26 protein-coding genes are annotated in these 22,730 nt (G+C 39.9%); 13 read left to right on the top strand and 13 right to left on the bottom strand.

Features of this window, described 5'->3' with window-relative positions:
- Positions 1-91 precede the first annotated feature (91 nt).
- Complete coding sequence (locus SG0102_RS13375; protein ID WP_157983064.1) at positions 92-679, top strand: PTS sugar transporter subunit IIB; 588 nt, start codon at positions 92-94, stop codon at positions 677-679.
- Positions 660-1,232, top strand: a complete 573-nt coding sequence (locus tag SG0102_RS13370) for a phosphatase PAP2 family protein (protein WP_157983063.1) — start codon at positions 660-662, stop codon at positions 1,230-1,232. Before SG0102_RS13375 ends, SG0102_RS13370 begins: the two co-directional genes overlap by 20 nt.
- 22 nt (positions 1,233-1,254) lie before the next feature.
- Here the strand turns inward: SG0102_RS13370 and SG0102_RS13365 are convergent, their stop codons facing one another.
- Positions 1,255-1,929: a ChbG/HpnK family deacetylase gene (locus tag SG0102_RS13365; protein ID WP_157983062.1), complete on the bottom strand. Its 675-nt coding sequence runs from the start codon at positions 1,927-1,929 to the stop codon at positions 1,255-1,257.
- 78 nt (positions 1,930-2,007) lie between these two features.
- On the opposite strand from SG0102_RS13365, the gene SG0102_RS13360 reads away from it, so the two are divergent.
- The 5 genes from SG0102_RS13360 (at position 2,008) to SG0102_RS13340 (ending at position 4,821) form a co-directional block, all read left to right on the top strand.
- A complete protein-coding gene (locus tag SG0102_RS13360) occupies positions 2,008-2,598 on the top strand; it encodes an XTP/dITP diphosphatase (protein WP_125120395.1) in 591 nt (196 codons plus the stop codon).
- A 2-nt stretch (positions 2,599-2,600) separates the two neighbouring features.
- Positions 2,601-3,125 (top strand): tRNA (cytidine(34)-2'-O)-methyltransferase, encoded by a 525-nt coding sequence (locus SG0102_RS13355; protein ID WP_125120394.1) that lies wholly within the window; start codon positions 2,601-2,603, stop codon positions 3,123-3,125.
- Positions 3,122-3,790, top strand: coding sequence for a TIGR01906 family membrane protein (locus SG0102_RS13350; RefSeq protein ID WP_125120393.1), 669 nt, complete (start codon positions 3,122-3,124; stop codon positions 3,788-3,790). The genes SG0102_RS13355 and SG0102_RS13350 overlap by 4 nt, the downstream gene beginning before the upstream one ends.
- A 1-nt stretch (position 3,791) precedes the next feature.
- Positions 3,792-4,343 carry an NADPH-dependent FMN reductase gene (locus tag SG0102_RS13345; RefSeq protein WP_125120392.1) on the top strand — a complete coding sequence of 184 codons (552 nt, stop codon included), beginning with the start codon at positions 3,792-3,794 and terminating at the stop codon, positions 4,341-4,343.
- A 70-nt stretch (positions 4,344-4,413) separates the two neighbouring features.
- A complete protein-coding gene (locus SG0102_RS13340; protein WP_125120391.1) occupies positions 4,414-4,821 on the top strand; it encodes an NUDIX domain-containing protein in 408 nt (135 codons plus the stop codon).
- Positions 4,822-4,863: 42 nt separating this feature from the next.
- Here the strand turns inward: SG0102_RS13340 and SG0102_RS13335 are convergent, their stop codons facing one another.
- Genes SG0102_RS13335 through SG0102_RS13325 form a run of 3 tightly spaced genes read right to left on the bottom strand, consistent with a single transcriptional unit; the run spans position 4,864 to position 6,443 of the window.
- Positions 4,864-5,451: an HAD family hydrolase gene (locus SG0102_RS13335; RefSeq protein WP_125120390.1), complete on the bottom strand. Its 588-nt coding sequence runs from the start codon at positions 5,449-5,451 to the stop codon at positions 4,864-4,866.
- Positions 5,444-6,037 (bottom strand): rubrerythrin, encoded by a 594-nt coding sequence (rbr, locus tag SG0102_RS13330; protein ID WP_125120389.1) that lies wholly within the window; start codon positions 6,035-6,037, stop codon positions 5,444-5,446. The genes SG0102_RS13335 and rbr overlap by 8 nt, the downstream gene beginning before the upstream one ends.
- A complete protein-coding gene (locus SG0102_RS13325; RefSeq protein ID WP_125120388.1) occupies positions 6,018-6,443 on the bottom strand; it encodes a Fur family transcriptional regulator in 426 nt (141 codons plus the stop codon). Before SG0102_RS13325 ends, rbr begins: the two co-directional genes overlap by 20 nt.
- 408 nt (positions 6,444-6,851) lie before the next feature.
- Here SG0102_RS13325 and hflX point away from each other — a divergent pair, with 408 nt between their 5' ends.
- From hflX to SG0102_RS13305, 4 genes are read left to right on the top strand one after another with little or no spacing between them, the layout of a single operon-like run.
- Entirely contained in the window at positions 6,852-8,054 is a 1,203-nt protein-coding gene (hflX, locus tag SG0102_RS13320; protein WP_125120387.1) for a GTPase HflX, read from the top strand.
- A 33-nt stretch (positions 8,055-8,087) separates the two neighbouring features.
- Entirely contained in the window at positions 8,088-9,362 is a 1,275-nt protein-coding gene (locus SG0102_RS13315; protein ID WP_125120386.1) for a glutamate-5-semialdehyde dehydrogenase, read from the top strand.
- 38 nt (positions 9,363-9,400) lie between these two features.
- Positions 9,401-9,988: an HD domain-containing protein gene (locus tag SG0102_RS13310; RefSeq protein WP_197715046.1), complete on the top strand. Its 588-nt coding sequence runs from the start codon at positions 9,401-9,403 to the stop codon at positions 9,986-9,988.
- Complete coding sequence (locus SG0102_RS13305) at positions 9,981-10,655, top strand: N-acetylmannosamine-6-phosphate 2-epimerase (RefSeq protein ID WP_125120384.1); 675 nt, start codon at positions 9,981-9,983, stop codon at positions 10,653-10,655. Before SG0102_RS13310 ends, SG0102_RS13305 begins: the two co-directional genes overlap by 8 nt.
- On the opposite strand, the gene SG0102_RS13300 is transcribed toward SG0102_RS13305, so the two are convergent.
- The gene (locus SG0102_RS13300; RefSeq protein ID WP_125120383.1) at positions 10,647-11,246 is read right to left on the bottom strand and encodes a hypothetical protein; all 600 of its coding nucleotides are present in this window, start codon (positions 11,244-11,246) and stop codon (positions 10,647-10,649) included. The two genes, SG0102_RS13305 and SG0102_RS13300, sit on opposite strands and share 9 nt — an antisense overlap.
- Before the next feature lie 129 nt (positions 11,247-11,375).
- On the opposite strand from SG0102_RS13300, the gene SG0102_RS13295 reads away from it, so the two are divergent.
- Positions 11,376-12,185 (top strand): metallophosphoesterase, encoded by an 810-nt coding sequence (locus SG0102_RS13295; protein ID WP_125120382.1) that lies wholly within the window; start codon positions 11,376-11,378, stop codon positions 12,183-12,185.
- A 113-nt stretch (positions 12,186-12,298) separates the two neighbouring features.
- Positions 12,299-12,544: a hypothetical protein gene (locus SG0102_RS13290; RefSeq protein WP_125120381.1), complete on the top strand. Its 246-nt coding sequence runs from the start codon at positions 12,299-12,301 to the stop codon at positions 12,542-12,544.
- A 444-nt stretch (positions 12,545-12,988) separates the two neighbouring features.
- Here SG0102_RS13290 and SG0102_RS13285 read toward each other — a convergent pair whose 3' ends face one another.
- From SG0102_RS13285 to SG0102_RS13255, 8 genes are all read right to left on the bottom strand, one after another.
- A complete protein-coding gene (locus tag SG0102_RS13285; RefSeq protein ID WP_125120380.1) occupies positions 12,989-15,091 on the bottom strand; it encodes an Ig-like domain-containing protein in 2,103 nt (700 codons plus the stop codon).
- 243 nt (positions 15,092-15,334) lie between these two features.
- Entirely contained in the window at positions 15,335-15,484 is a 150-nt protein-coding gene (locus SG0102_RS15415) for a hypothetical protein (protein ID WP_157983061.1), read from the bottom strand.
- Positions 15,485-15,844: 360 nt separating this feature from the next.
- Positions 15,845-17,464: a chaperonin GroEL gene (groL, locus tag SG0102_RS13280; RefSeq protein WP_125120379.1), complete on the bottom strand. Its 1,620-nt coding sequence runs from the start codon at positions 17,462-17,464 to the stop codon at positions 15,845-15,847.
- A gap of 13 nt (positions 17,465-17,477) precedes the next feature.
- Complete coding sequence (locus SG0102_RS13275; protein WP_125120378.1) at positions 17,478-17,738, bottom strand: co-chaperone GroES; 261 nt, start codon at positions 17,736-17,738, stop codon at positions 17,478-17,480.
- A 120-nt stretch (positions 17,739-17,858) separates the two neighbouring features.
- A complete protein-coding gene (locus SG0102_RS13270) occupies positions 17,859-18,899 on the bottom strand; it encodes a lysylphosphatidylglycerol synthase transmembrane domain-containing protein (protein WP_125120377.1) in 1,041 nt (346 codons plus the stop codon).
- Between the two features lie 88 nt (positions 18,900-18,987).
- Positions 18,988-19,806 carry a metallophosphoesterase gene (locus SG0102_RS13265; RefSeq protein ID WP_125120376.1) on the bottom strand — a complete coding sequence of 273 codons (819 nt, stop codon included), beginning with the start codon at positions 19,804-19,806 and terminating at the stop codon, positions 18,988-18,990.
- A 1-nt stretch (position 19,807) separates the two neighbouring features.
- Positions 19,808-21,565, bottom strand: coding sequence for a ribonuclease J1 (gene rnjA, locus SG0102_RS13260; RefSeq protein WP_125120375.1), 1,758 nt, complete (start codon positions 21,563-21,565; stop codon positions 19,808-19,810).
- Between the two features lie 179 nt (positions 21,566-21,744).
- The gene (locus SG0102_RS13255) at positions 21,745-22,605 is read right to left on the bottom strand and encodes a DegV family protein (RefSeq protein ID WP_125120374.1); all 861 of its coding nucleotides are present in this window, start codon (positions 22,603-22,605) and stop codon (positions 21,745-21,747) included.
- Between the last annotated feature and the right edge of the window lie 125 nt (positions 22,606-22,730).

The raw sequence follows: 22,730 nt of genomic DNA, 5'->3' as shown, positions 1-22,730 counted from the left end.
CCCTATTATAGCACGCTATTTCTCGAGAAGGGCAGGGAATACCTTTTTTACATGCGTATAAAAAATTGATATAATGAAGAGGGGGCTTATTATGCGCGATTGTCTGGAAATCTTTAAATACTATTTACGAGGACAACTGAAAAATGATCATCTTATTGTCACTGATCACGAATATCTTTTCTATGATCAGGACAAAGTGGGAAAGATTCTTTTCTATGATCATGGCTTTGTCGAAGAAATCATTTTGTATCATGATCAGGTGATCTTCTATTTATATTATCAGTTTTCCAGCTATGCCTATGCGAAAAAGAATTTCGATGGCATGATGCGCGTCTTTCGGAAAGAAAATCCGCTTAAGAAAGTGATTATCTGTTGCAGCGGGGGATTGACATCAGCTTATTTTACACAAAAGATGAACACGTTCTTAAAGTATAACCACGCCCCTTATAGCGTGGAAGCGGCCGCTTATGATGAAGTCAAAGACATGGTAAACGATCATGAACTCGTGCTCGTTGCCCCGCAAATGCGTTATGCGCTTACGCAGATTCAGGAAAGCGTCCCGCAGGCGCATGTGGAGCCCATCGCTCCACAAGTCTTTGCATCTTATGACTGTGCGCAGCTTTTCAAACAAATTTTAGATTTTGTGAAAGGAGAAGATGATGATTCATCAAGCATTTGATTACAACATTTTAAAAGCGATTCATGCCTTTGCCGTGGCAACCCACGGTTTTTTCACGCCCTTTATGCGTTTTGTATCCTATTCCTGTGATTTAAGTAAAGGTTATCCGGTCTTAATCTTAGGTATTATCCTTTTGTTTTTCAAGAAAACAAGAAAAACGGGATTAGCGTTATTAGCGGCTATTGTTTTAGGCGTTCTCTTCACCAACATTTTTATTAAAAATGTGGTTGGACGCAGTCGTCCGTATAATGCCCATATTGCCGAGTATGTGCGGTGGTGGAAATATACCGGGGCAACGGTCGAAGGAGAAATCTATTCCTTTCCCTCTGGTCATTCAACTTCCATCATGGCCGCAATGATGGTGCTATTCCTGAGTCTCAATAAGAAATACTCATGGTTATTTCTTCTCTTTGCTTTGTTAGTAGGCTTTAGTCGTAACTATCTGATGGTCCATTATCCAACCGATGTTTTAGCCGGTTTATGTTTAGGCGCAGTTTGCGGCTTATTTTCTTACTTTGTCGTCAATAGATTTGTGAAAATGAAAAACACGTAAAAAGGCCAGGCTTTCCTGGCTTTTAAAATGTCGATAAGTGAATGTTTTTTAAAGCTTCTTTGACTTCTCTCTGACACCAGAAGGCAAGTTCTGTTTCTCGCTCTTGATTAAGCGAAGATAACTGCTTTAAGGTTTCATCGCAGTAACCAGGATGGGTCATGATTTCTAAAGTGCCATCATAGCTATTTAAAATTTGTCTAAACGTATCTAACTGCGCTTTGTCAGCGGTAAAGTGGACACACGGATAGGTGATCGAGCGTGCTGGTAAATGATACTGCTTCGCTAAAGCATCAAAAACTTCTGGGTAAAGTAAGTGGATATTGTGATGCGAGTCAATGTGATCTGGAAGATGATGCGTCAGGGCAATAAACTTCTCGATTTGTGCCTGCCATTCTGCTTTGAGTTCTTTTGCATCGATGATGATCTTTTCACCATAGTCTTTAGGCTTTTTGAAAAAGCCTTCGCTATTGATAAAGCTGTGTCCTTTTGTCAAAGGCTTGCCAAAGGTGACATTGAGATGCACTCCTAAACCATAAGAAGTATGCTTTAATAATATTAAATCCTGCGCAATTGTTGGACTATTCATAAAAGCGGTCGTTGATGTCAGGACACCATCGTGTAAGCCTTTCAGGATGCCCTGCGTTACACTTTCACACATGCCATAGTCATCAGCGTTAATAATCAGCTGTTTGATCATATATACACCTCCTGGTTCCATTCTTGCATAAAAAAGGGGAAAAGTGTAGAATAAATGAGATTAATAGGAGACAAAACAATGAAAGAAATTATTGTAGCGAGTACCAATCAAGGGAAAATCAGAGAAATTCAAGCCATGTTAGAAGACATTGGCATAACGATCCATTCCATCAAAGATGTGTTAGGACATAATCCGGATATTGAAGAAACCGGATCGACATTTGTGGAAAATGCGGTGATCAAAGCTGAAACTGTGATGAAGATGGTCAATAAACCTGTTTTAGCCGATGATTCCGGCTTAGTCGTTGATGCGTTAGATGGTGCCCCAGGCATTTATTCTTCTCGTTGGATGGGAGAAGAGACATCATATGATATCAAAAATCAGAAAATTATCGATTTAGTCAATGCCTCTGGCAAACCGCGCACTGCCCGCTTTGTCTGCGCTATGGCTTTAGCCATTCCGGGCGAAGAAACGATTACTATCGAAGAAACGTTTGAAGGGGAAATCTATGATCATATTGAAGGGGAAAATGGCTTTGGCTATGATCCGATTTTCTACTATCCGCCTTTACATAAAACCAGTGCGACGATGAGTATGGAAGAAAAGAATGAACATTCTCATCGTGCGAAAGCATTAAAGAAACTGTATAAGATTTTAAAGGAGAAATAAACATGAATCATATTGTTTTAGTACATCCGGCCATTCCTCAAAATACCGGAAATATCATGCGGACCTGCGTCGCCACGCATACCAAATTACATTTGATCAAGCCATTAGGCTTTTCGTTAGATGATAAACATATGAAAAGAGCTGGCTTAGATTATATTAAAGATTTAGATATGACAATCTATGAAAACTGGGAAGAGTTTGAAGCGAAAAATCCTGGTATTTATCATTTCTATACCCGCTATTCTAACCGCACTTATACGGAAGAAGATTACACGATGCCAGGGGAACATTATCTCTTATTTGGTCATGAACATGATGGTATTCCTCATGATATTTTAAGAGCCCATCTTAATGAATGCGTGCGTATTCCGATGTACGCTGATTCCCGTTCTTTAAATTTATCTAATACGGTAGCGATTGGTATTTACGAATGTTTACGCCAGCAGGATTTCCCCGACTTAGTACGCCATGAAGTGCAAAAAGGAGAAGACTTCCTCGTTGAGGAATCAGATACTTTAAGACCATGAAAAACTATCTGATGACGTACCATAAACGGGATGTCGGGATGGCTTTTCTTTTAAGTACATTGATTATTGATGCAGCGGTGCTGTTTGTGACCTTTGTGCCGCTCATTTATAAAGCGAATATTGATGGTTTTGCCTTAAACCGGGTCACCGGTTTAAGCAATGACCAGATCGTCACCTCTTTTACGACGATCTGCCAGTATTTATCAATCTTCCATCATGGTCCTTTACAGGTACCTTACTTTACCTTAAGTAAGCATGCTTTGATTCACTTTGCGGATGTCCGCAAAGTGATGATCGTCTTACAGCTCTATTTGCCTATTGGTGCTGTTTTGGCGTTCTTTCTTATTCAAAAAGCGATTAAAGAGCGGGAAGTCAGTTATCTGAAACTGACGGCTATTATTTCAGCGTTGATTCTTATCTTTTTTGGTTTTGTCGGTTTAAGTGATTTCTCTTCCGCTTTTACGATGATGCATCAGCTTTTATTTCATAATAACTACTGGCTGATGGATCCCTTAGTGGATCCGGTCATCAATATCTTCCCAGAAGAGTTCTTTAAACTGTGCTTAATCGCTATTTTGATTATCATTATTGTGATCAATGCCTTATTAGTAGCTTTATATGCTTATTTCAAGCCACGTTTGATCAAAGATCCATTGGAGAAGTAGGATGAAGAAAATACTCATTATTATTGGTTCCCCAAAAAAGAATTCATTTAATAAAGCTTTTGCGAAGCAGGCAATGGCTTTATTACAAGGTCATGCCACCATTGAAGTCTTAGATTTTCATGATTTGCCTTTTATGTCACCGGATTTAGAGGATCCTCGCCCTGACGCTGTCAATCGTGTTTTACAAAAGGTGCAGGAAGCGGATGGCTTGTGGATCTTTGCATCGGAATATAATTTAGGACCGAGCGCTTATTTAAAAAACTTACTCGACTGGTGTTCTCGTCCCATCTCCCATCATTTTGAAGACGGCACCTATGTGACGGGGAAGAAAGTGACCTTTACTAGCGTGGCTGGGCGCAGCGCCGGCAAGTATGTCTTAGTCGCACTTAATCAGATGTGCGCCTATATGGGGATGGATATCATGAAAGAGCATCAGACTGGCGTTGGCTTAGAGCAGGCTGATTTTGATGAAGATATTCCGCATTTTCGAGAAGAACATTTTCTGATGTTAGAGCGTCAGGTGACAAGTTTTCTTGCATTTATCAGTCAATAAGGCTATTTTTATATGAAAATTATTCCTTTTTGAAACGATTAATGGTAATATGGACTGCGAGGTGAAATTCATGAGTTGTCAGACATATGCCCCTGAAACGCTGGAACATTATGATATAGCGATCATTATTTCCACATATCAGTCGCAGTTATTATTGAGCCGACATAAGAAAAGTGCGAACTGGGAATTTCAGGGAGGACCAATTCAAGAAGGGGAAAGCCAGATCATGGCTGCCAAAAGAATCCTGATGGAAGAATCAGGAGCTGTCACATTTAACTTACAGCCGCTTTGTGACTTCACAAAAGATGATTTACAAGGCATCTGTTTTATGGCAAATATTTATGATTTAGGTCAGTTAGGGGAATGTGAAATGAGAGAACGGAAATCCTTTGAGGCATTACCCGTTGATCATTTGATGTACCCGGAAATTAGTGATTTACTAATGAAGGCAAAAAGAGCGTTCGATGAACAAAATTAATCGAACACTCTTTTTTGTATACAAAAAATAGCCAGTACATGGCTATTTTAATAAAACTTTTAAGTGATCTTCAAGGGGATCATTCGCTTGGATATGAAGTGTTTTCATACCTAGTTTTTTTGCCGTATCGATATTAGCCTTTGAATCATCAATAAACAGACATTCCTCAGGTCGAAGATGATAACGCGTAAAAAGCGTCTGATAAATAGCTGGATCAGGTTTTAACTGATGGACATCTGCGGAAATCACCTGACCATCAACATCCTGTAAGAAAGGGTATTTCTGACGCATCATTTGAAATGCTTCTAGGTGAAAATTAGAAAGCAAATAGACATGATAATCTTTTTTGACTTGCTTGAAGACGTTCACATGTTCTTCAAGCGGTGTTAATAATTCACTCCAATGCGTCATATAATGGATGATCTCATCTTTCAAAGCCGGATTCTGCTTAGTAAAGACGGCGATCGCTTCTTCATTTGTAAGGGTGCCCTGATCAAGCATCAGCCACTCTTTCGATTGGCTGATAAGAGCATATAACTCTGCGCCATGATCATAATGACTATTTAAATAAGGAAGGGGATCATAGCGCAAGAGAATATTGCCAATATCGAAAATGATATTTTTAATCATCTAAGAATGGGAAAGTGTAAACTTCGAAGTATGACTGTGGATGATCACATGCTGGGCAGCGTTCTGGCGCTGTTTCGCTTTCAATAACGAAACCACAGTTATTACATTTCCATAATACTTTGTGATCTTTCTTGAAGAAAGTACCATCTTCAACATCTTTTAATAATGTCAGATAGCGCGCTTCATGCATCTTTTCAGCACGGGCGATATTTCTTAAGATCGCCGCAATTTCAGGGAATCCTTCTTCATCAGCGATTTTTGCATATGTTGGATACATATCTGTCCATTCTTCGTTTTCGCCAGCAGCGGCACTCTTTAAGTTTTCAGCGGTTGTGCCAAGCATAATAGGGAAGCTGCCTTCAACTTTTAAAGATTCGCCTTTTAAGCCGCCAGCTACTAATAATTTCATTAAGCGTTTAGCATGTTCTTTTTCCTGGTTAGCTGTTTCTTCAAAGATGTTCTGAATCTGTACATAACCATCTTTCTTAGCCTGAGAAGCAAAGTAAGTGTAACGGGCTCTTGCCTGTGATTCGCCAGCAAAGGCATGTAATAAGTTTTCTGCAGTTTTAGTGTTCTTTAAGTTCATGTTCTTGTACCTCCAATGTATTTGCACACTCAGCGCATAAACCCACAAAGTTAATGCTTGAGTAGTGGACTTTATGACCAGTCATTTCGACTTCACTAATGAGTTTAGCCGTTGCGTCTGTAGTAGGGAAGATATCGTAGATCTGCCCACAGTTTTCACAGACAAAGTGATAATGCGGGGTCATATTTCCATCGAAATGGACCGTATTATCTTTTGTTTTCACGCGTCTGATCAGATTGTGATCCGCTAAAAAATTGAGATTACGGTAGACCGTTCCCAGCGAAATATCCGGCAGCTCTTCACGGGCCTGCTTGTAAACGTCTTCCGCTGTGGGATGAGCGGTTGATTGGCGTAAGATAGCCAAAATCGCATCACGTTGTTTCGATTGTCTGATTTTTACAGCCATGGGTACCTCCTTTACTTATTAGTAATCATTCCTACTTTATGACTTTATTATAAGGAGTTACGGAAGCCATTTCAATAGTTTTGTATCAAAATTTTAAAAAACCTGAAATGCAAACTTAACTTACAGCCTGTAGTGAGTGATTTGGAAGTAAGTCTTTCACTTCTGAAGGGAGTAAAATGTATGGAAGTAAGTCCTTCACTTAATAATTGTCTAAAATATGTTAAAATGTAATGAAAATCATTAAAAGGAAGCGAAAAAAATGATGAGTGTTAGCTCTGGTAAAGTATCACTCATCATGTTCCAAAAAATATGTTAAATATATATCTAAATCAGTCTGCCTGCAACTACTTTCAGACAAAATATTCAATACAATTATAAATATGGTACAATACTACAAAGGAGGTGCCTATGGTCGGATTACTAGTAGGACTCAAATATCGTTCATCTTTTGATTTAGAGATTTCTATTGAAGAAATCAAACAATTAGCTTTAGCCTGTGCGATTACCGTCAGTGAAACAGTGATTCAGGAAGCGAGCCCCAATAAGGTCACTTATATCGGCTCCGGCAAACTTAATGAGATTGCGGCTTATGCCAATGCTTATGATGTGGTGATTTTTAATGAAGAGCTGACCCCGCTGCAAATGCGTAATATTACCGATCTGATTGATGTGCCAGTGTTAGATCGTACGGATCTTATTTTACGAATTTTTGAAAGCCGGGCAGCGACCAAAGAAGCGAAGCTGCAGGTGCGCATGGCGCGTCTTAATTATGAGCTGCCGCGTCTTGCAGGAGCGCATAGTGAAATATATTCCCAGCAGGGCGGCTCGGGTTTCCGTGGCGCCGGGGAACAGCAGTTAGAGCTTGAAAGACGTCGTATTCGAAAAACGCTAGCGAGCGTGAGACGGCAGTTAAAGGAAGTGAAAAAAGATCGGCAGACGCAGCGCAAACGGCGTTCGACAATGAAATGTATCGCTTTGGTCGGCTATACAAATTCGGGAAAATCATCGCTTTTAAATCTTTTTACAAGCAAAAAGGTAGAAAGCAAAGATATGCTTTTTGCGACGCTTCAGACAGCGACTCGTAAGGTTATGATCAAAGAGCGGGAAGCGCTTATGATTGATACGGTCGGCTTTATTTCGCAGCTGCCGCATTTCTTAATTGAAGCGTTTAAATCAACGTTAGAAGAAGTGACGCAGGCGGATCTGATTGTTTTTGTCATTGATTCAAGCAGTGATTATATTCAGACCCAGATTAATGTAACTACGCAGGTGCTCAAAGAATTAGGGGTTGGAGAGACGCCAATTCTCTATGTGTATAATAAGTGTGATCTCCCGACTTCGGAATTTTTAGTGCCGAAAGATCCCCATGTCTTTATTTCAGTGAAGGATCATTTACATCTTGACGATTTGGAAGAAGCGATGACGCGCATTCTTTATCAGGATGAAGAGCGTTTGCACTTACTGATTCCTTATGAAGAAGGTGGGCTTTATCAGCGTTTGCGCCAAGAAACGACCTTGATTAAGGAACGTTTTGCGGCGGAAGGGATTCACTTGCTTATTGAAGCGCCGGCTTATTATCGAGAGCAGTTAAAAGAATACCTTATATCCTAAAAATTTGATACAATAGAACGAGGAGGAATGTACATGAATGTAAAAGATATGGCACGTGCGATGAAACACGATGCACCCGCTTTAGCAGCTAGCAGTATTGAAATGCGTAACGATGCCTTAGCTCATATTGCCTCAGCGATTGAAAGCAATGCGGAGAAAATTTTTGCGGCCAATCAGGAGGATTTAGCGTTAGCTGATGAAAATGGTGTCAGCGCAGCGGTAAAAAAACGTTTAAAATTTGATGAAGGAAAGATGAAAGATGTCATCAGCGGCATCCAGATGTTAATGACGCTTGATGATCCGATTCATCAGGTCCAGTTAGATCGTGAATTAGATAAAGGTTTAGAGTTAAAGAGAGTGACGGTGCCAATTGGTGTCATCGGAGTCATCTTTGAAGCGCGTCCTGATGCCTTAGTGCAGATCTCGACCTTATGTTTAAAAAGCGGGAACTGTGCGATTCTCAAAGGCGGGAAAGAAACGGCCCATACAAATAAAGTGCTATTCGATACTATTTATCAGGCGGCCATTGATAGCGGCCTGCCACGTCACTGCTTAGTGCAGGTATCGGCGCATAATGAAATTGATGAATTATTAACCTGTGAAGGGGATGTCGATTTACTGATTCCAAGAGGATCGAATGCCTTTGTCCAGTATATTATGAATCATACCAAGATTCCAGTGATGGGACATGCCGACGGGGTGTGCAGTATTTATATCGATGAATACGCTGATATGAAGAAGATTATTCCGTTGGTCATTGATGCGAAAACCCAGTATACGGCTGCCTGCAATGCGGTCGAAACGGTCTTAGTTAACCGGAAGGTAGCGAAGGATATTTTGCCAATGTTAAAGGAGGCATTTGATGAGGCGCATGTGAAGATGCATGGCACTCATGAAGTTAATGAGATTATTCCGGTAGAAATTATGGAAGATTTCCATAAGGAATACTTAGACTTGGAAGTTTCTCTTAAATGCGTCGCGGATGTGAAAGAAGCGGTGGATCATATCAATCAGTATGGTTCTCATCATACTGATGCGATTATTACTGAAAATCAGGAAAATGCGGACTATTTCTTAGATCGTGTTGATTCAGCTGGCGTATACGTCAATGCGTCCACGCGCTTTGCGGATGGCTTCCGTTATGGCTTTGGCGCGGAAGTAGGGATTTCGACATCGAAAATCCATGCCCGCGGACCGGTTGGTTTAGATGGCTTAGTCACTTATAAGTATAAGCTCTATGGTCATGGTCAGATTGTAAGTGATTATGCCAGCGGGAAAAAACAATTCCATTTTAAAGATCTCGATTAAGATACTCACGGAGTATCTTTTTCATCATGGAGGAGACAATGAACAGATTAGAAAAACAGATGGCTTTTGCCTTAAAAATTGATGAAGAAAAAAATATTTTACGTCAGACGCACTTATCACATCACGGCCGTCGGGAAAACGATGCTGAACATGCCTGGCATATGAGTATTATGGCTTATTTACTCAAAGAATATGCCAATGAAGAGATCGATCTTGCCCATACGATGATGATGTGTCTGATCCATGATATTGTGGAAATTGAAGCGGGGGATACATACGCTTATGATGAAGAGGGAAAAAAGACTCAGGCTGCGCGCGAAGCCTTAGCGGCGGATCATTTATTTGGCCTTTTGCCAGAAGATCAAAAACAGGAAATGATCGCATTATTCAATGAATTTGAAGAATCGAAGACGCCTGAAGCCAAGTTTGCCCATGCCATGGATAACCTTCAGCCGTTCATGTTAAATGATGCGAATGACGGCGGCGACTGGCGCGGACATGGCGTCACAAAAACACAGGTCTATGGCCGCCAGAGTCGCACTGCGGAAGGCTCGTTAGCTTTGTATGAGTACACGGATAAAATTTTACAAAAACATATAGCGAAAGGAGATATTAAAGATGAATAATGTTTTAGACAAGCTCAAAGGCGGATTAATTGTATCCTGCCAGGCCTTAGCAAATGAGCCTCTCCATAGCTCTTTTATTATGGGACGGATGGCTTTAGCCGCTAAGCAGGGCGGAGCCGTTGGTATTCGTGCCCAGTCTCAGGAAGATATTTTAGAAATCGAAAAAACCGTTGATCTGCCGATCATCGGTATTGTTAAAAGAAATTATCCCGATAGTGAGATTTATATTACGCCAACGAAAAAGGAAATCGAAGAATTATTAGGGACCCGCTGCGAAATCATCGCCCTTGATGCGACCAGTCGTCAACGGCCAAATGATGAGAAGATGAGTGATTTGGTGAAGATGATTCATGATCATCAGCGCCTCGCGATGGCTGACTGTTCTACTTATGAAGAATGCGTAAACGCGCAAAAGCTTGGCTTTGATATTGTCTCGACGACGCTGACTGGCTATACCCCTTATTCGCATCAGCTCGATCATCCGGACTTTGCGCTCATCAAAAAGCTCAGTGATGATTTATCCACGCCAGTGATTGCGGAAGGAAAGATCCATACCCCAGAAGATCTCGCCAAGGTCTTTGACTGCGGCGCTTTTGCGGCGGTGGTCGGCGGCGCAATTACGCGTCCACAGGAAATTACGGCTCGCTTTGTGAAAGCTTTACAGTAAATCTTTTTCCATCAGACGAATAAAAGCGTAAGTATCTTTCGTCCCATATATTTCTGGGGGAATCGTATAAATCGGGCAGGAATAATGAGCAATTGAAGTTTGTTTATCGGCAATTTGTGGAGCTAAATACAAAGCATCCAATGGGGAGTCTGGGCTGAGCTGATAAAAAGCGAGTGGCTTGGTCGTTAACGGGGCATCGGTTAATGATAGTGCCGCATTGACCATCTGGGAAAAGATCGTCGCCGTAAAGCCGCCATCACAGACAATGCCTGACTGATAAAGACGCTCTTTGGCATGCTTGATGAGCGAGGCATAAAATTCCCGGTACATCTTCATGAACTGAGGGATGGTCTGAAAAGCATAATGGAGATAGAAGACATATTCTGAAGTGCTGTTTCTTTTGATCGCTTCTTCCACAAAGCCTTTGTGCCAGAGCGTGATGATGCCAGTATAATCATGAGCATAAAAACCAACACTTTGGTACATATCATTATTTGCAATGGTGCTCACTTTGATGCCATCATGTTCTTGCTGGTAAGTGAGCCACTTGAAAATGATGGGGGCATAAATATCTTTGAAAAATGAATCCATAATTACCTCACTACGTTTATTTTATCATAAAGTGAAATGACCGTCTTCAATGAATTTTTTTGGGAGAGGTCTTTTCTTTTCTATTTTCAAATGCATATGGTAAAATAGAGAAAAGGCAGGTGATCAGTAATGGGCAGAAAATTTGTGATTTCAGATCTTCATGGACAGTTCGTTCTCCTGCAGTTATTACTTGAGAAAATTCATTTCACTGATGAGGATGAGCTGTTTATTTTAGGCGATATTATGGATCGCGGCCCTAATAGTATTGATATTTATTATTTTGTGAAAGAAATGCCAAATATTTATATGATTAAAGGCAATCATGAAATTATGATGCGTCAGGCGTTGGCGCAATCCTTGAAATACGATGACTTAGACGATCCCCGCAATAATGCCTTCCGTCTTTGGAAACAAAATGGCGGCTATAAAACTGTCAACAGTATTCGCGAATTCTTACAGAAAGATGCGATTGCCTATAGTGAATACTTTGATAATCGCCGAACCTTTATCAAAGAAATTATTGCCTTTATTGATTCCTTGCCTAATTATTTTGAGTTCACCTTCCAGGGCACCCACTACGTGCTCGTGCATGCCGGTGTTGATCCCGAAGCCAAAGGCCCAGCCGATACCGATCCGGAACTATTATGCTGGATTCGTGAGTATTTCTATTTAAGTGAATGTGATCCCCATATTACTTATATCTTTGGCCATACGCCATTATGTTTTATTAATGAAGATGGGTCGTTCAATGTCTGGTATGATCCTGATTATCATAATAAGATCGGGATTGATGGCGGCCTCGCGGTAGCGGATAAGGGGCAGTTAAACTGTCTTTGTCTCAATGATGGCAGTGTGACGGTTTTACCTTATAAAATGGGACAAATGGAAGCCATTGATGCACGCGTTTTAGAAGATCACAAGAAAATATATGGTATGTAAAGCAGCCTATGCTGCTTTTTGTGCATTTGGGCCATAAAATAAAACCACTTATGCCAAGTAGACACACAAGAATAATGTTTTACGTCATGATAGAGAGGCAAGGAGGGATGAAGATGAAAGTGAAAACACAAATCTCGCCACAGTATCAGGAGACGTTTGCCATCATTTGTAGTTCGACGATGAATAAAGAAGTCGTAGAGGCGGAGGCACTTTTAAGCGGGCTGGGGCAGACTCATCTGATCTTCTCATTGTTTATTCAAATCGGCAGCTGTTTTCTGATCTATGCTTTGTTTGTATTGCATTATCGACAAGAGGCGAGGACACTTAATGCAGCTCTGCAAAAGAAAAAACACGAATAAAAATATCATGTAAGTCAGTTCACACGCATTGCGTGGATGGCTTTTTATTTTTTTAATAAAGCTGCTGACAAAAAGAATGCTTATAGCTAGTGTAAATAAGTCAAGTATGCTAGAAATCCCACATTTGAGAATGTCAGTAACTCCAAGCAAGCATTCATAGATTACTTTTGAATATACAAAACTTCCTGATAGCTGGTCTCATAATAGATCTATTTATCAAACAATTTTTCAGATCTTATGACACACATTAATATCAGGAAGTTTGCGATTGATTGAATATTGACTTTAGCCTTATGCTTAAGTAACTTTGTAAAACCGCTCCCTTCATGGGAGCGGTTAAATGATTGGTAGTCAAACACTTAAAGTGTACTTTAAAAATATTATGAGCAATAAATGATCACGCCAAGCTCATAAATAATATAGCCTACTTAGCATATTGGATGATTATGATGTTTGAGCTGATGAATCACCAAATTCAATACGATAGTTTTTATCTCGAGTGAATCCAAAACCGATTGATCCTTTAAATGTTTTCCCATCGTCAGAAATGGGATTAACTCTTTCGCTGTAACCAGTAAGCAAATGATTGGAATCATCATAAATCTTCAATGGAATGACATAATAATCGCTTTTGGATGTTTCATGATCAAGTATTCCTTCAATATACATTGTTTTATAAATAACTTTATCTGAAACATAAGAATGCTTAAAAGAAATGTGAGTTACTGTTAATGAATTATCCACAGATGTTGTTGCCGTGGCAGGCGGTTCTGGATTTTTATAACCTGTCATATTTACTTTAAAAGGTGTTTGTGGTGTTTCTGCATTCCAGCCATGAACAAAGTAATGTAATACAAGCTTATGAGATCCCACCGATACTGTTATATCTACTTTGCCTACTGATTTACCAGTCATATTCCCGTAAGAATCAATCGTCGCAATGGATTCATCAGAAGATGAATATGTAAGATCTGATCTCTTATAATAGGTTGAGGCAAAATGATAATACATCCCTATATTGACAGTACAATCAGTATAAGCATCAAATTCTCCATCATAATCCTTACTAAGAACTGTATTATCAACATCTGACTTATTAGTCAAGTAGTAATATTCTGAGCTTGGAAGAAATTTCAAGTTATAAGTCTTGTCTTGCCCCAGTTGTCTTGTTGTAGAAAACTCAAAAGTGCTTCCTTCTGGTTTATAAAATATTGAGTGATCACCTTTCCAAAAAGTTTCACTTGCGTCCTTATTGTTTTCATCAAAAACGCCCACGCTTAAATCATCATTAGGAAATGAAATAACATCTTTATCAACATATGTTACTTTCCCTTTTATATCAATCGTTTCGTTAATATATCCATTAAACCCATATGATTTATCTTTTTCAGTAATATCTGTGATTTCAATTGTACTCGCTATCTTATTGTAATTATATGTGTAGTACAAGTTTACTTTATATGGAAGTTCTGGCTTTGTCATTGTAACGTCATGAACTTTAATCGTTTCTGTTGCGGAATGTGGACCAACAGATGCAATAATATCAGCACTGCCCTGTTTCTTGGGAGTCACTTTTCCCGTTTGATCGACTGTTGCAATTTCTGGATTTGAAGATTTGAATACAACATCCGATTTACTGTATGTATTGGACAAAACGTTAATAGTTACGCCATATATGCCTGATGTATCGCCAGCCATTGCATCTAATGTTTCATCAGAAAAGAAAATTCTAGTATTATCAGTCTTTGTAGGTGTCTGTGGAGTTTGCTCTGATTTAGTATCTGTTGGCTGAGATGATGAAGTTTGAGCTGTTTCATCAGAAGATGTTGAAGCCGTGTTTTCTACTTGCGTCTGAGTATTAGCACTCTGAGTTGTTTCATGAGAAGGTGTTGCAACAGTATTTTGTGTTTGTTTCTGAGCTGTTTCTTCAGATGGTTTTGAGACTGTATTTTGTTCTTGCGTCTGAGTATTAGCACTCTGAGTTGTTTCATCAGAAGATGTCGGAACAGTATTTTGTGCTTGTTTCTGAGCCGTTTCATCGGATGGTTTTGAGGCTGTACTTTGTTCTTGCGTTTGAGTATTATTAGCTTGAGCTGTATGAGAATTTGGCGTTGTACTTTTTTGCTTTGTTGAGTCGTTAGTTTTTGATGATGATTGAGTTGGCTTCTTTACAGAAGTTTTTTTCTTAGTCTTCTTATCTATTACCGTTACTTTGCATACATATTTTCTTTTTCCAGCTTTTACTGTAACTTTGGTTTTACCTGCCTTAAGGCCCTTAACGATCCACTGATTTTTTACGACCTTCTTTTTCTTTTTAACAGGTGTCAGTTTTACAATCTTTTTGTTGGATACTGAAGCTTTAGCAATAGTTTTTGTTCCGTTTAACTTAAGTCTAAATGTTTTTCCTTTTTTGATTGTCATAGCTTTTTTGTTAAGTGTGATCTTAACTGGAGCTTTCTTTTTTGCTTTTGCAAAGGATGGTGCAGTTCCAGTCGAAAGAATCATGCTAGCAGTCATGACACCAGCTAAAAGTTTCTTATAGTTCATAATTTTTCTCCCTCATCTTTCTTTTACTTCATAGGTTTATCATATCATGAGTGAAAACGCTTTAATATCATTTTTTTGCTTTGAGTGCAAAAAAGCTCCTATATAAGGTATAAATATGATCGCTCATTTATACCATCTTCATTATCACCAAAACGGCTTACAAAATACTGTTTCACTATAGGATTACCAATCAGTTTAATAAGCTTCTGGACTTCATTTTGAATATCTTAACTTATATGTCTTTCACTGATCGAGATTACCAGTTACATTAAAAACATAGAATTGACCGTTATAAACAGTAGTGGCTGTCACATATTGACCATTACTATAATAAAGCTGACGGAGCTTTGCATCATAAGTTGTGATTTTACCTTTATCTCCACTATATTGCACCTTAAGTGCCTCCATTTTATTATAGGAAATTATGAGTTTGTATTTCTTATCAATAATTCATATTAAAAAGGGTATCATTGATTTTTATTGCAAAGAAGATCGCACAGCAGTTGTTATGGAAGAGTTTTATAGCATTTATAACTGTGCCGAAAAGAAAACGAAGAGAACAAGATCAATGTCATTCAGTTCCACATTGTAGAGTTAGTTCACGCACATTGCGTGGCTGGCTTTTTCCTTACATAAAGCAAAAAAAGCCAGAGTGTGAGAATAGCATTTATTCTCCCACTCTGGAACTTCGATTATTTCAATTGTTCATTACAAATTCAGCTTCACTGAATGTATTTAAGACCTTTTTGGGGATTAGTACATGCCTCCGCCCTGTGGCATAGCTGGCATGTCAGGTTCCTTCTTAGGTAATTCAGCGACACCAGCTTCAGTTGTGATGAATAATGCAGAGATGCTGGCCGCATTCAATAAGGCACTTCTTGTGACCTTAGTAGGGTCGATGATGCCGGCTTCATACATGTTGACCCATTTGCCGTTCTTCGCATCGAAACCAACATTCTGATCAGCTTTCTTCTGCGCATCAACAATATCTTCTTCGTTGTAGCCAGCGTTTTCAGCGATCTGCGTAACGGGAGCTAATAAGGCATCCAAGACAATGTTCATACCTTTCTGAACATCGACATTGTCATTATGTAACTGACCTTTAAGTTCTTTATAAGCTTCCGCTAAGGCTGCGCCGCCACCGACAACGATGCCTTCTTCAACGGCTGCTTTCGTCGCATTTAACGCATCTTCGATACGTAATTTCTTTTCTTTTAATTCAGATTCTGTGGTAGCTCCAACTTTGATAGTTGCGACACCATTTGATAATTTACCAATACGTTCCTGTAATTTCTTCTTATCATAATCTGATTTGGTATTTTCTAACTGCGCTTTGATTTCTGCAACGCGGGCATCAATAGCAGCGGACTGACCATGACCGATTAAAGTAGTGCTGTCTTTTGTGACAACAACTTTCTTGATCGTACCTAATTCTTCAATGGTTAAATCAGAAAGCTTCATATTTAAATCTTTATTGTAGAATTTGGCGTTTGTTAAAACGGCGATATCTTCAAGGAGATCTTTCTGGTTATCACCAAAGCCAGGCGCTTTTGTGGCAACAACATTGAAAGTCCCTCTTAATTTGTTCAAGACTAATGTAGAAATGACTTCATTTTCGAAATCTTCTGCGATTAATAACAATGGTTTATTCGCCTGAACAACTTTTTCTAAGACTGGTAAGATTTCCTGTAAGTTAGAGATCTTCTGGTTGGTTACTAAGATTAATGGATTATCCATTTCTACTTCCATCTTATCGGAATCAGAAACCATATAAGGTGAAACATAACCTTTATCATACTGTAAACCTTCATTGACTTCTAAAGTGTCTTCGAAAGAGTTAGAGTTGTCGACATTGATGATGCCATCACGGCCAACTTTATCCATTGCGTTAGAAATCAATTCACCGATATGTTTATTGCCTGATGAAATAGAGGCAACGGCAGCGATATCTTCGGATGTTTCCACTTTACGAGAGTTTTTAATCAAAACTTCAGCGACTTTCTGCGCTGCTTCTTCAATACCTTCTCTCATTAAAACAGGGTTCGCGCCTTTATCAACAGCTTTCATGCCGTTTGTAATCATATCACGAGCGAGGATCGTTGCGGTCGTTGTCCCATCACCAGCAACATCGTTGGTTTTGTTGGCAACTTCATAAACGAGTTTTGCGCCCATATTTTCAAATTTATCTTCAGGTTCGATTTCCTTGGCGATTGACACACCATCATTGGTGATCAATGGTGATCCATAACCTTTATCCAATACAACATTTCTGCCTTTAGGGCCAAGTGTTACACTAACGGCATCAGCCAAAGTGTTAACCCCTTTTAACATTGATTTACGTGCATCATTACCAAAACGTACTTCTTTTGCCATGATTTATTTCCTCCTATTCAACGGATGCAAGAATATCTTCTTCATCGATTACTGTATATTCAACTTCATCTAAAGTCACTTTTGTACCTGAGTACTGTTTAAAGACAACTTTATCACCGACTTTTAAGCCTGATTCACATTTTGGGCCGACAGCGATGACTTTCCCGATGCTAGGTAATTCCTTTGTCTCAGTCGAAAGGATAATACCGCTAGCGGTTTTCTGTTCAACTTCTTCTTTTTGTAAGACAACATTTTTATAAAGTGGTTTTAACATGTTTGTTTGTTCCTCCTTTTAGCACTTGCATTACTCAATTGCCAATGCTTATTTTACCCTTATTTGGCACATTGTCAATAGGAGTGCTAAAAAAATCAAAAAAGTTTCCCGAAAGGGAAACTAGTTCGCTGTTTCGATGGGAGCTACGGGGGTTTTCATCTCTTTAGAGGTGAGGAAAGCAATAAAGCTCAGTACTAAACCAAAATAGAAAGAGAAGAAACGCCATAACATCATACTAGAAGTTGTATGCACATGGCCTAAGAAACTAAAGAGAATCATATAGCAGCCTTCACTGCCGCCAGAAGCGCCAGGAATCGGTAAGAAAGTATTAATGAGGTTAATGATGGCGGCTAATGATAAGAAGTTAATAAACTGACTGATATGAACTGGAATATGCAAGGCTAAACAGGCAAAAAACGGGGTGGAATAGATAATTGTTAGCTTGACTAAATTACCAAGGCAGGCTTTCACAAAGAGTTTTTTATTTTGTTCCAAATGACTGATTTCCTTGCGGAAACGGCCTAAGCTGTCTTCAATTTTATAACGCGTCGCTTCGGGATCTTTGACGATGTGGATCTTCGCTAAAAAAGTGATCACATAACGGGAAACGAAGTTATGAAACGTTTTTGATTTCGCCGCTAAAAGTAAAGCGGCGGTGACCCCAAAGTTAATGAGGAAGCCGGTCAAGGCCATTAACGTGACATGCCAGCCTTCATGCATAAAATAAGGGGCCTGCACTAACATGATGAGAGCGGTAAAGAGAATCATGACGACCTGGTAAGAAATAAAGCACATGAGTAAAATACTCGTGGCGGCAGTCGGGGCGACGCCCTGATGATTGAATAAATAGACCTGGGCAAACTGACCACCGCTAGAAGAAGGGGTGATATCACTAAAGAGGGTGCCCACTAAACCATTCACAAAGCCTTGTTTGAGGGTGTAATCCTTTTTGTACTCACGGGCAAAAAGGGTTGTCACCAGACCATCGGTTAAGTAATAGCCAATCATGATGACTGCTAAAACAAACATCCAGCGGATATCGGCATGAGCGATCGCGTTCATGACATTTTTGACTTCATGACCAACGGAGAAATATAAAGATAGACCACCCACCAAAATAATAATCAGGGTGTTGATTAAATAACTCTTTTTACTCGTCATAATCTTGCCTCCATAAGTTTATAGTATCAGTTATTTATGAACAAAAAAAGAATTGCACACCATTCATAAAAAAAGCTCGCTAAGCGAGCTAATGACCATAGGTAAAAGTGATGATCTGGACTTCATTTTTAGCCCCGAATTTATAAGGATAAAGGGGACTAGGCGCGACGCCGTTAGAAATCAGTAAGGTAGATTTCTTTTTGGTGTAAGTGCCATGGGTATAGGTTTTAGCATGTTTCACCTTAATTAATGAACCAATCAGCGGGAAGGTTAAGTAACCGCCGCCGCTATGGCCGGATAACTGCAGGGATGTATGTCCAGCAATCGTCGTAAAACTATCGGGATAATGCGTAAGGACAATAGAGTAATTCGCACTATGTAATAGACTGGTCTGCGGCGTTGTGCTCAAACCATAGAGATCGATCTCTTTATCTTTATAATAGATCGGCCGTTCTTCATTATTCAAAACTTCAAAGCCGCCATCATTAAGCAACGCCGTGACTTCTTTGCCTTGACTTTCATCTTCATCCCCTAAGACGGCAAATTTCCCATAAGGGGCTTCGACGCTTTTTAATGCCTGAATCGTCTTTTCTGAAGAAAAGATTTTAGAGTAATAGAGATCCCCGCCAAAAAGGGCCAAATCAATATCTTTAGTGGATAATTCTTTGAGGATCTGCGTCAAACGCGTCAGATCAGCCTCGGTCTTTAAATGGACATCACTGATCATCGCAACCTTGAAACCATCAAAATCTTTCGGAATACTTGTCGATGCCACATTTTCCTGAGAAAAAGTGTAGGCAGTCTTCGAAAAGGCTGCCACATAAATGACATTGATGACAAGAATCAGGGCTATGATCCCGGCAAAGAGAACATAGACCCGTTTACGTAACTTAAATTTACGAGCCATACTAGACTTTCTTGTTCATGATGACCGGAATGATCATCGGATGACGTCGGGTCTGCTGGTAGAAGTATGTTTCAAGGGTATGACGAATCGTATTTTTGATTTCGCCGAAGGTTGTTTTAGAACGTAACTGTTTCGTTAAAGCGTTACGTACCAGGTTTTCACTTTCCCGGATGAGTTCCTGGGAATCTTTCATATAAACGAAACCACGAGACATAATGACAGGTTTATTTAACAAGGTGCCGGCATGGGAATCCATCGAAATGAGAACAGCTACCATGCCATCTTCTGATAAAATCTGACGGTCATGTAATACTGCGGTCGATAAACCGGTTAAATCATTGCCATCGACATAAATATCATCGGCATGGACACGTGGTCCGACGCGACATTCGCCATGATTGAGTAAGAGGGTGTCGCCGTTGCTTAAGATAAAGCTGTGGTCTTTGGCACCGCCCACTTCTTCATATAATTTCTTATGGATCACTAACATACGGTATTCCCCATGAATTGGGAAGAAGTAACGTGGTTTTGTCAGTAAGAACATCAGTTTCATTTCTTCCTGTGAGGCATGACCGGATGTATGTAAGTTAGAAATTGAAGAGTTTTCGAGTACGGTGGCTCCCGCCCGGTATAATTTGTTGATAACGTTATTGACACTTGCCTGGTTACCCGGAATTGGGTTTGATGAGAAGATGACTGTGTCACCTGGTTTGATCTTGACCTGGCGATGGGTGCCATTAGCGATGCGGCTTAAAGCAGCTAAAGCTTCCCCCTGAGAGCCGGTACAAAGAATCAGAATTTCATCATCAGGAATATGTTTCGCTTCTTCGTTAGAGATGAAGAAACGATCCGGTGCTTTAATATAACCGAGTTTACGGGCGATGGTAATGTTGTTCGCCATTGAACGGCCATAAATCAGAATCTTGCGGTTGAAATGCACCGCCGCATCCACGATTTGGCCGACACGTTCGATATTGGATGCGAATGTTGCGACGATAATGCGGTGTTCGGCTTTACGGAATTCTTCCTGCACCTGCGAAGCGACTTTCTTTTCGCTAATTGAGAAGCTTGGCACTTCGGCGTTGGTCGAATCGGCCATCAGTAAATCGATACCCGTTTCGCCTAAGAAAGAAATCATCTGATAATCAGCGGGACGATTCACCGGCGACAAGTCAAATTTGAAATCTCCGGTTTCCACAATGCGGCCATTAGGCGTATTGATGACGATGCCGAGAGATTCTGGAATCGAATGATTGGTATTAAAGAAACCGATGTTAAAATATTTTGTGCGGACCGATTTGGTGTGATCGATCTGTCTGAATTTCGTTGCTTTGGTTAAGCGATATTCTTCGAGCTTACGCTGAATCATCGCGGTCGCTAACGGCGAAGCGTAGATGATAGGAATCGGCACAATCTGTAAGAGAAAAGGAATGCCCCCGATATGATCTTCATGACCATGGGTAATAAATAATCCTTTTATTTTTTTGCTGTTTTGTTTGAGATAGGTATAGTCAGGAATGACATAGTCAACACCTGGTAAACCTTCGGAGGCGAATTTTACCCCCGCATCAATGATGATGATTTCATCATCATGTTCGATACAGTACATGTTTTTCCCAATTTCATTCAGGCCACCTAACGCAAAGATCTTCGTATCTAAACCTCTTGCAGGTTTACGATTATTGCGGTTACGAGGATGCGTTTTGCGTCTATTATTCTGGTGAGGCTGCTTTTGGGTATTTCTCGTATTATTATTCATTTATGAATACTCACCTTTCTTATCTTGCTTAAGATGTACAATCTCTATTAAATTCTATTATAAAAGCATGAAACATGCAAATGAAAAGATACCTCTGGAGAATATTGCCTTGATGAGCAGGTTATAAATTTGCTTTCATAATTTGTTTCAAAGAAAAAAAAACGAAGCTTGGCGCTTCGTTAGTCAATGTATTTCTTCGCCGCTGCTAAGGCTAAAGAATTTGGGCCGATATGGCAGGCAACACTTAATGATAAAGGATCAACCCAGTTAACCGGATGATTGAATGCCGCTTCAATTTCTTTGATGTAATCATCAGCCTGCTCTTTATCTTCGGTGTAAGCAACGAATAAATCATAATCATCCCAGTGCCGCTCTGCAATGTCTTTTTTAACGGCTTCGATCATGATCTTGCGGGCTTTCTTCATGGTGCGGGCCTGTTCGAATTTATCAAGCTTTTCTCCCTGAATGGTAAGAATTGGCTTGATCTTTAATAAAGAACCGAGCGTGGCTGCGGCAGGAGTAATACGGCCGCCGCGTTTTAAATACGTTAATGTTGGGACCGTGATATAAATTGTCGCATCCATCTTTCGGGAAACTAAGATATCGGCGATTTCTTGAGCGGTTTTGCCCTGCTTGATAAGTTCTAAGGCATCATAGACGTTTTGTCTTAAAGTGACGGAAATACGCTGGGTATCTAAAACAAAAACTTTGCCTTCAAATTCATCATCTGAGGCTAACATTGTGGCACTCTGACAGCTGCCGGAAAGGCCGGAACTCATAGGAATGTAAATCACAGCATCATGATCTTCTAAGGCCTTCTGCCAGGCTTTACTTAAGTCGCCTAAAGCGGGCTGTGAGGTTAATATTTCAGTATTTTCATCACGAATCAGCTGATAGAACTGATCCTGAGTTAAGTTGATATCTTCTTCATAGGCTTCGTGATTAATAGTAAATGGCATGGGGATCACTGTGACGCCTAAGTCTTTCGCCTGGGCCTGGGTGATTCCGGAATTACTATCAGTCATTACGGCAATATTCATAGTTTCTTCCTCCTCAAATCATGTCTATTTTATCGTATTACGGCTAGAAATCAACAAATTTTCCTTTTTTTGTATATCAAAATATTCTTGTTTTATGAAAATGAATCCGTATAATGGCGCTTAGG

This window comes from Intestinibaculum porci, assembly GCF_003925875.1.
GTDB lineage: Bacteria > Bacillota_I > Bacilli_A > Erysipelotrichales > Coprobacillaceae > Intestinibaculum > Intestinibaculum porci.
Note: the sequence above shows the minus strand (reverse complement) of the source record. Positions and strands in the feature narration are given on the sequence as shown.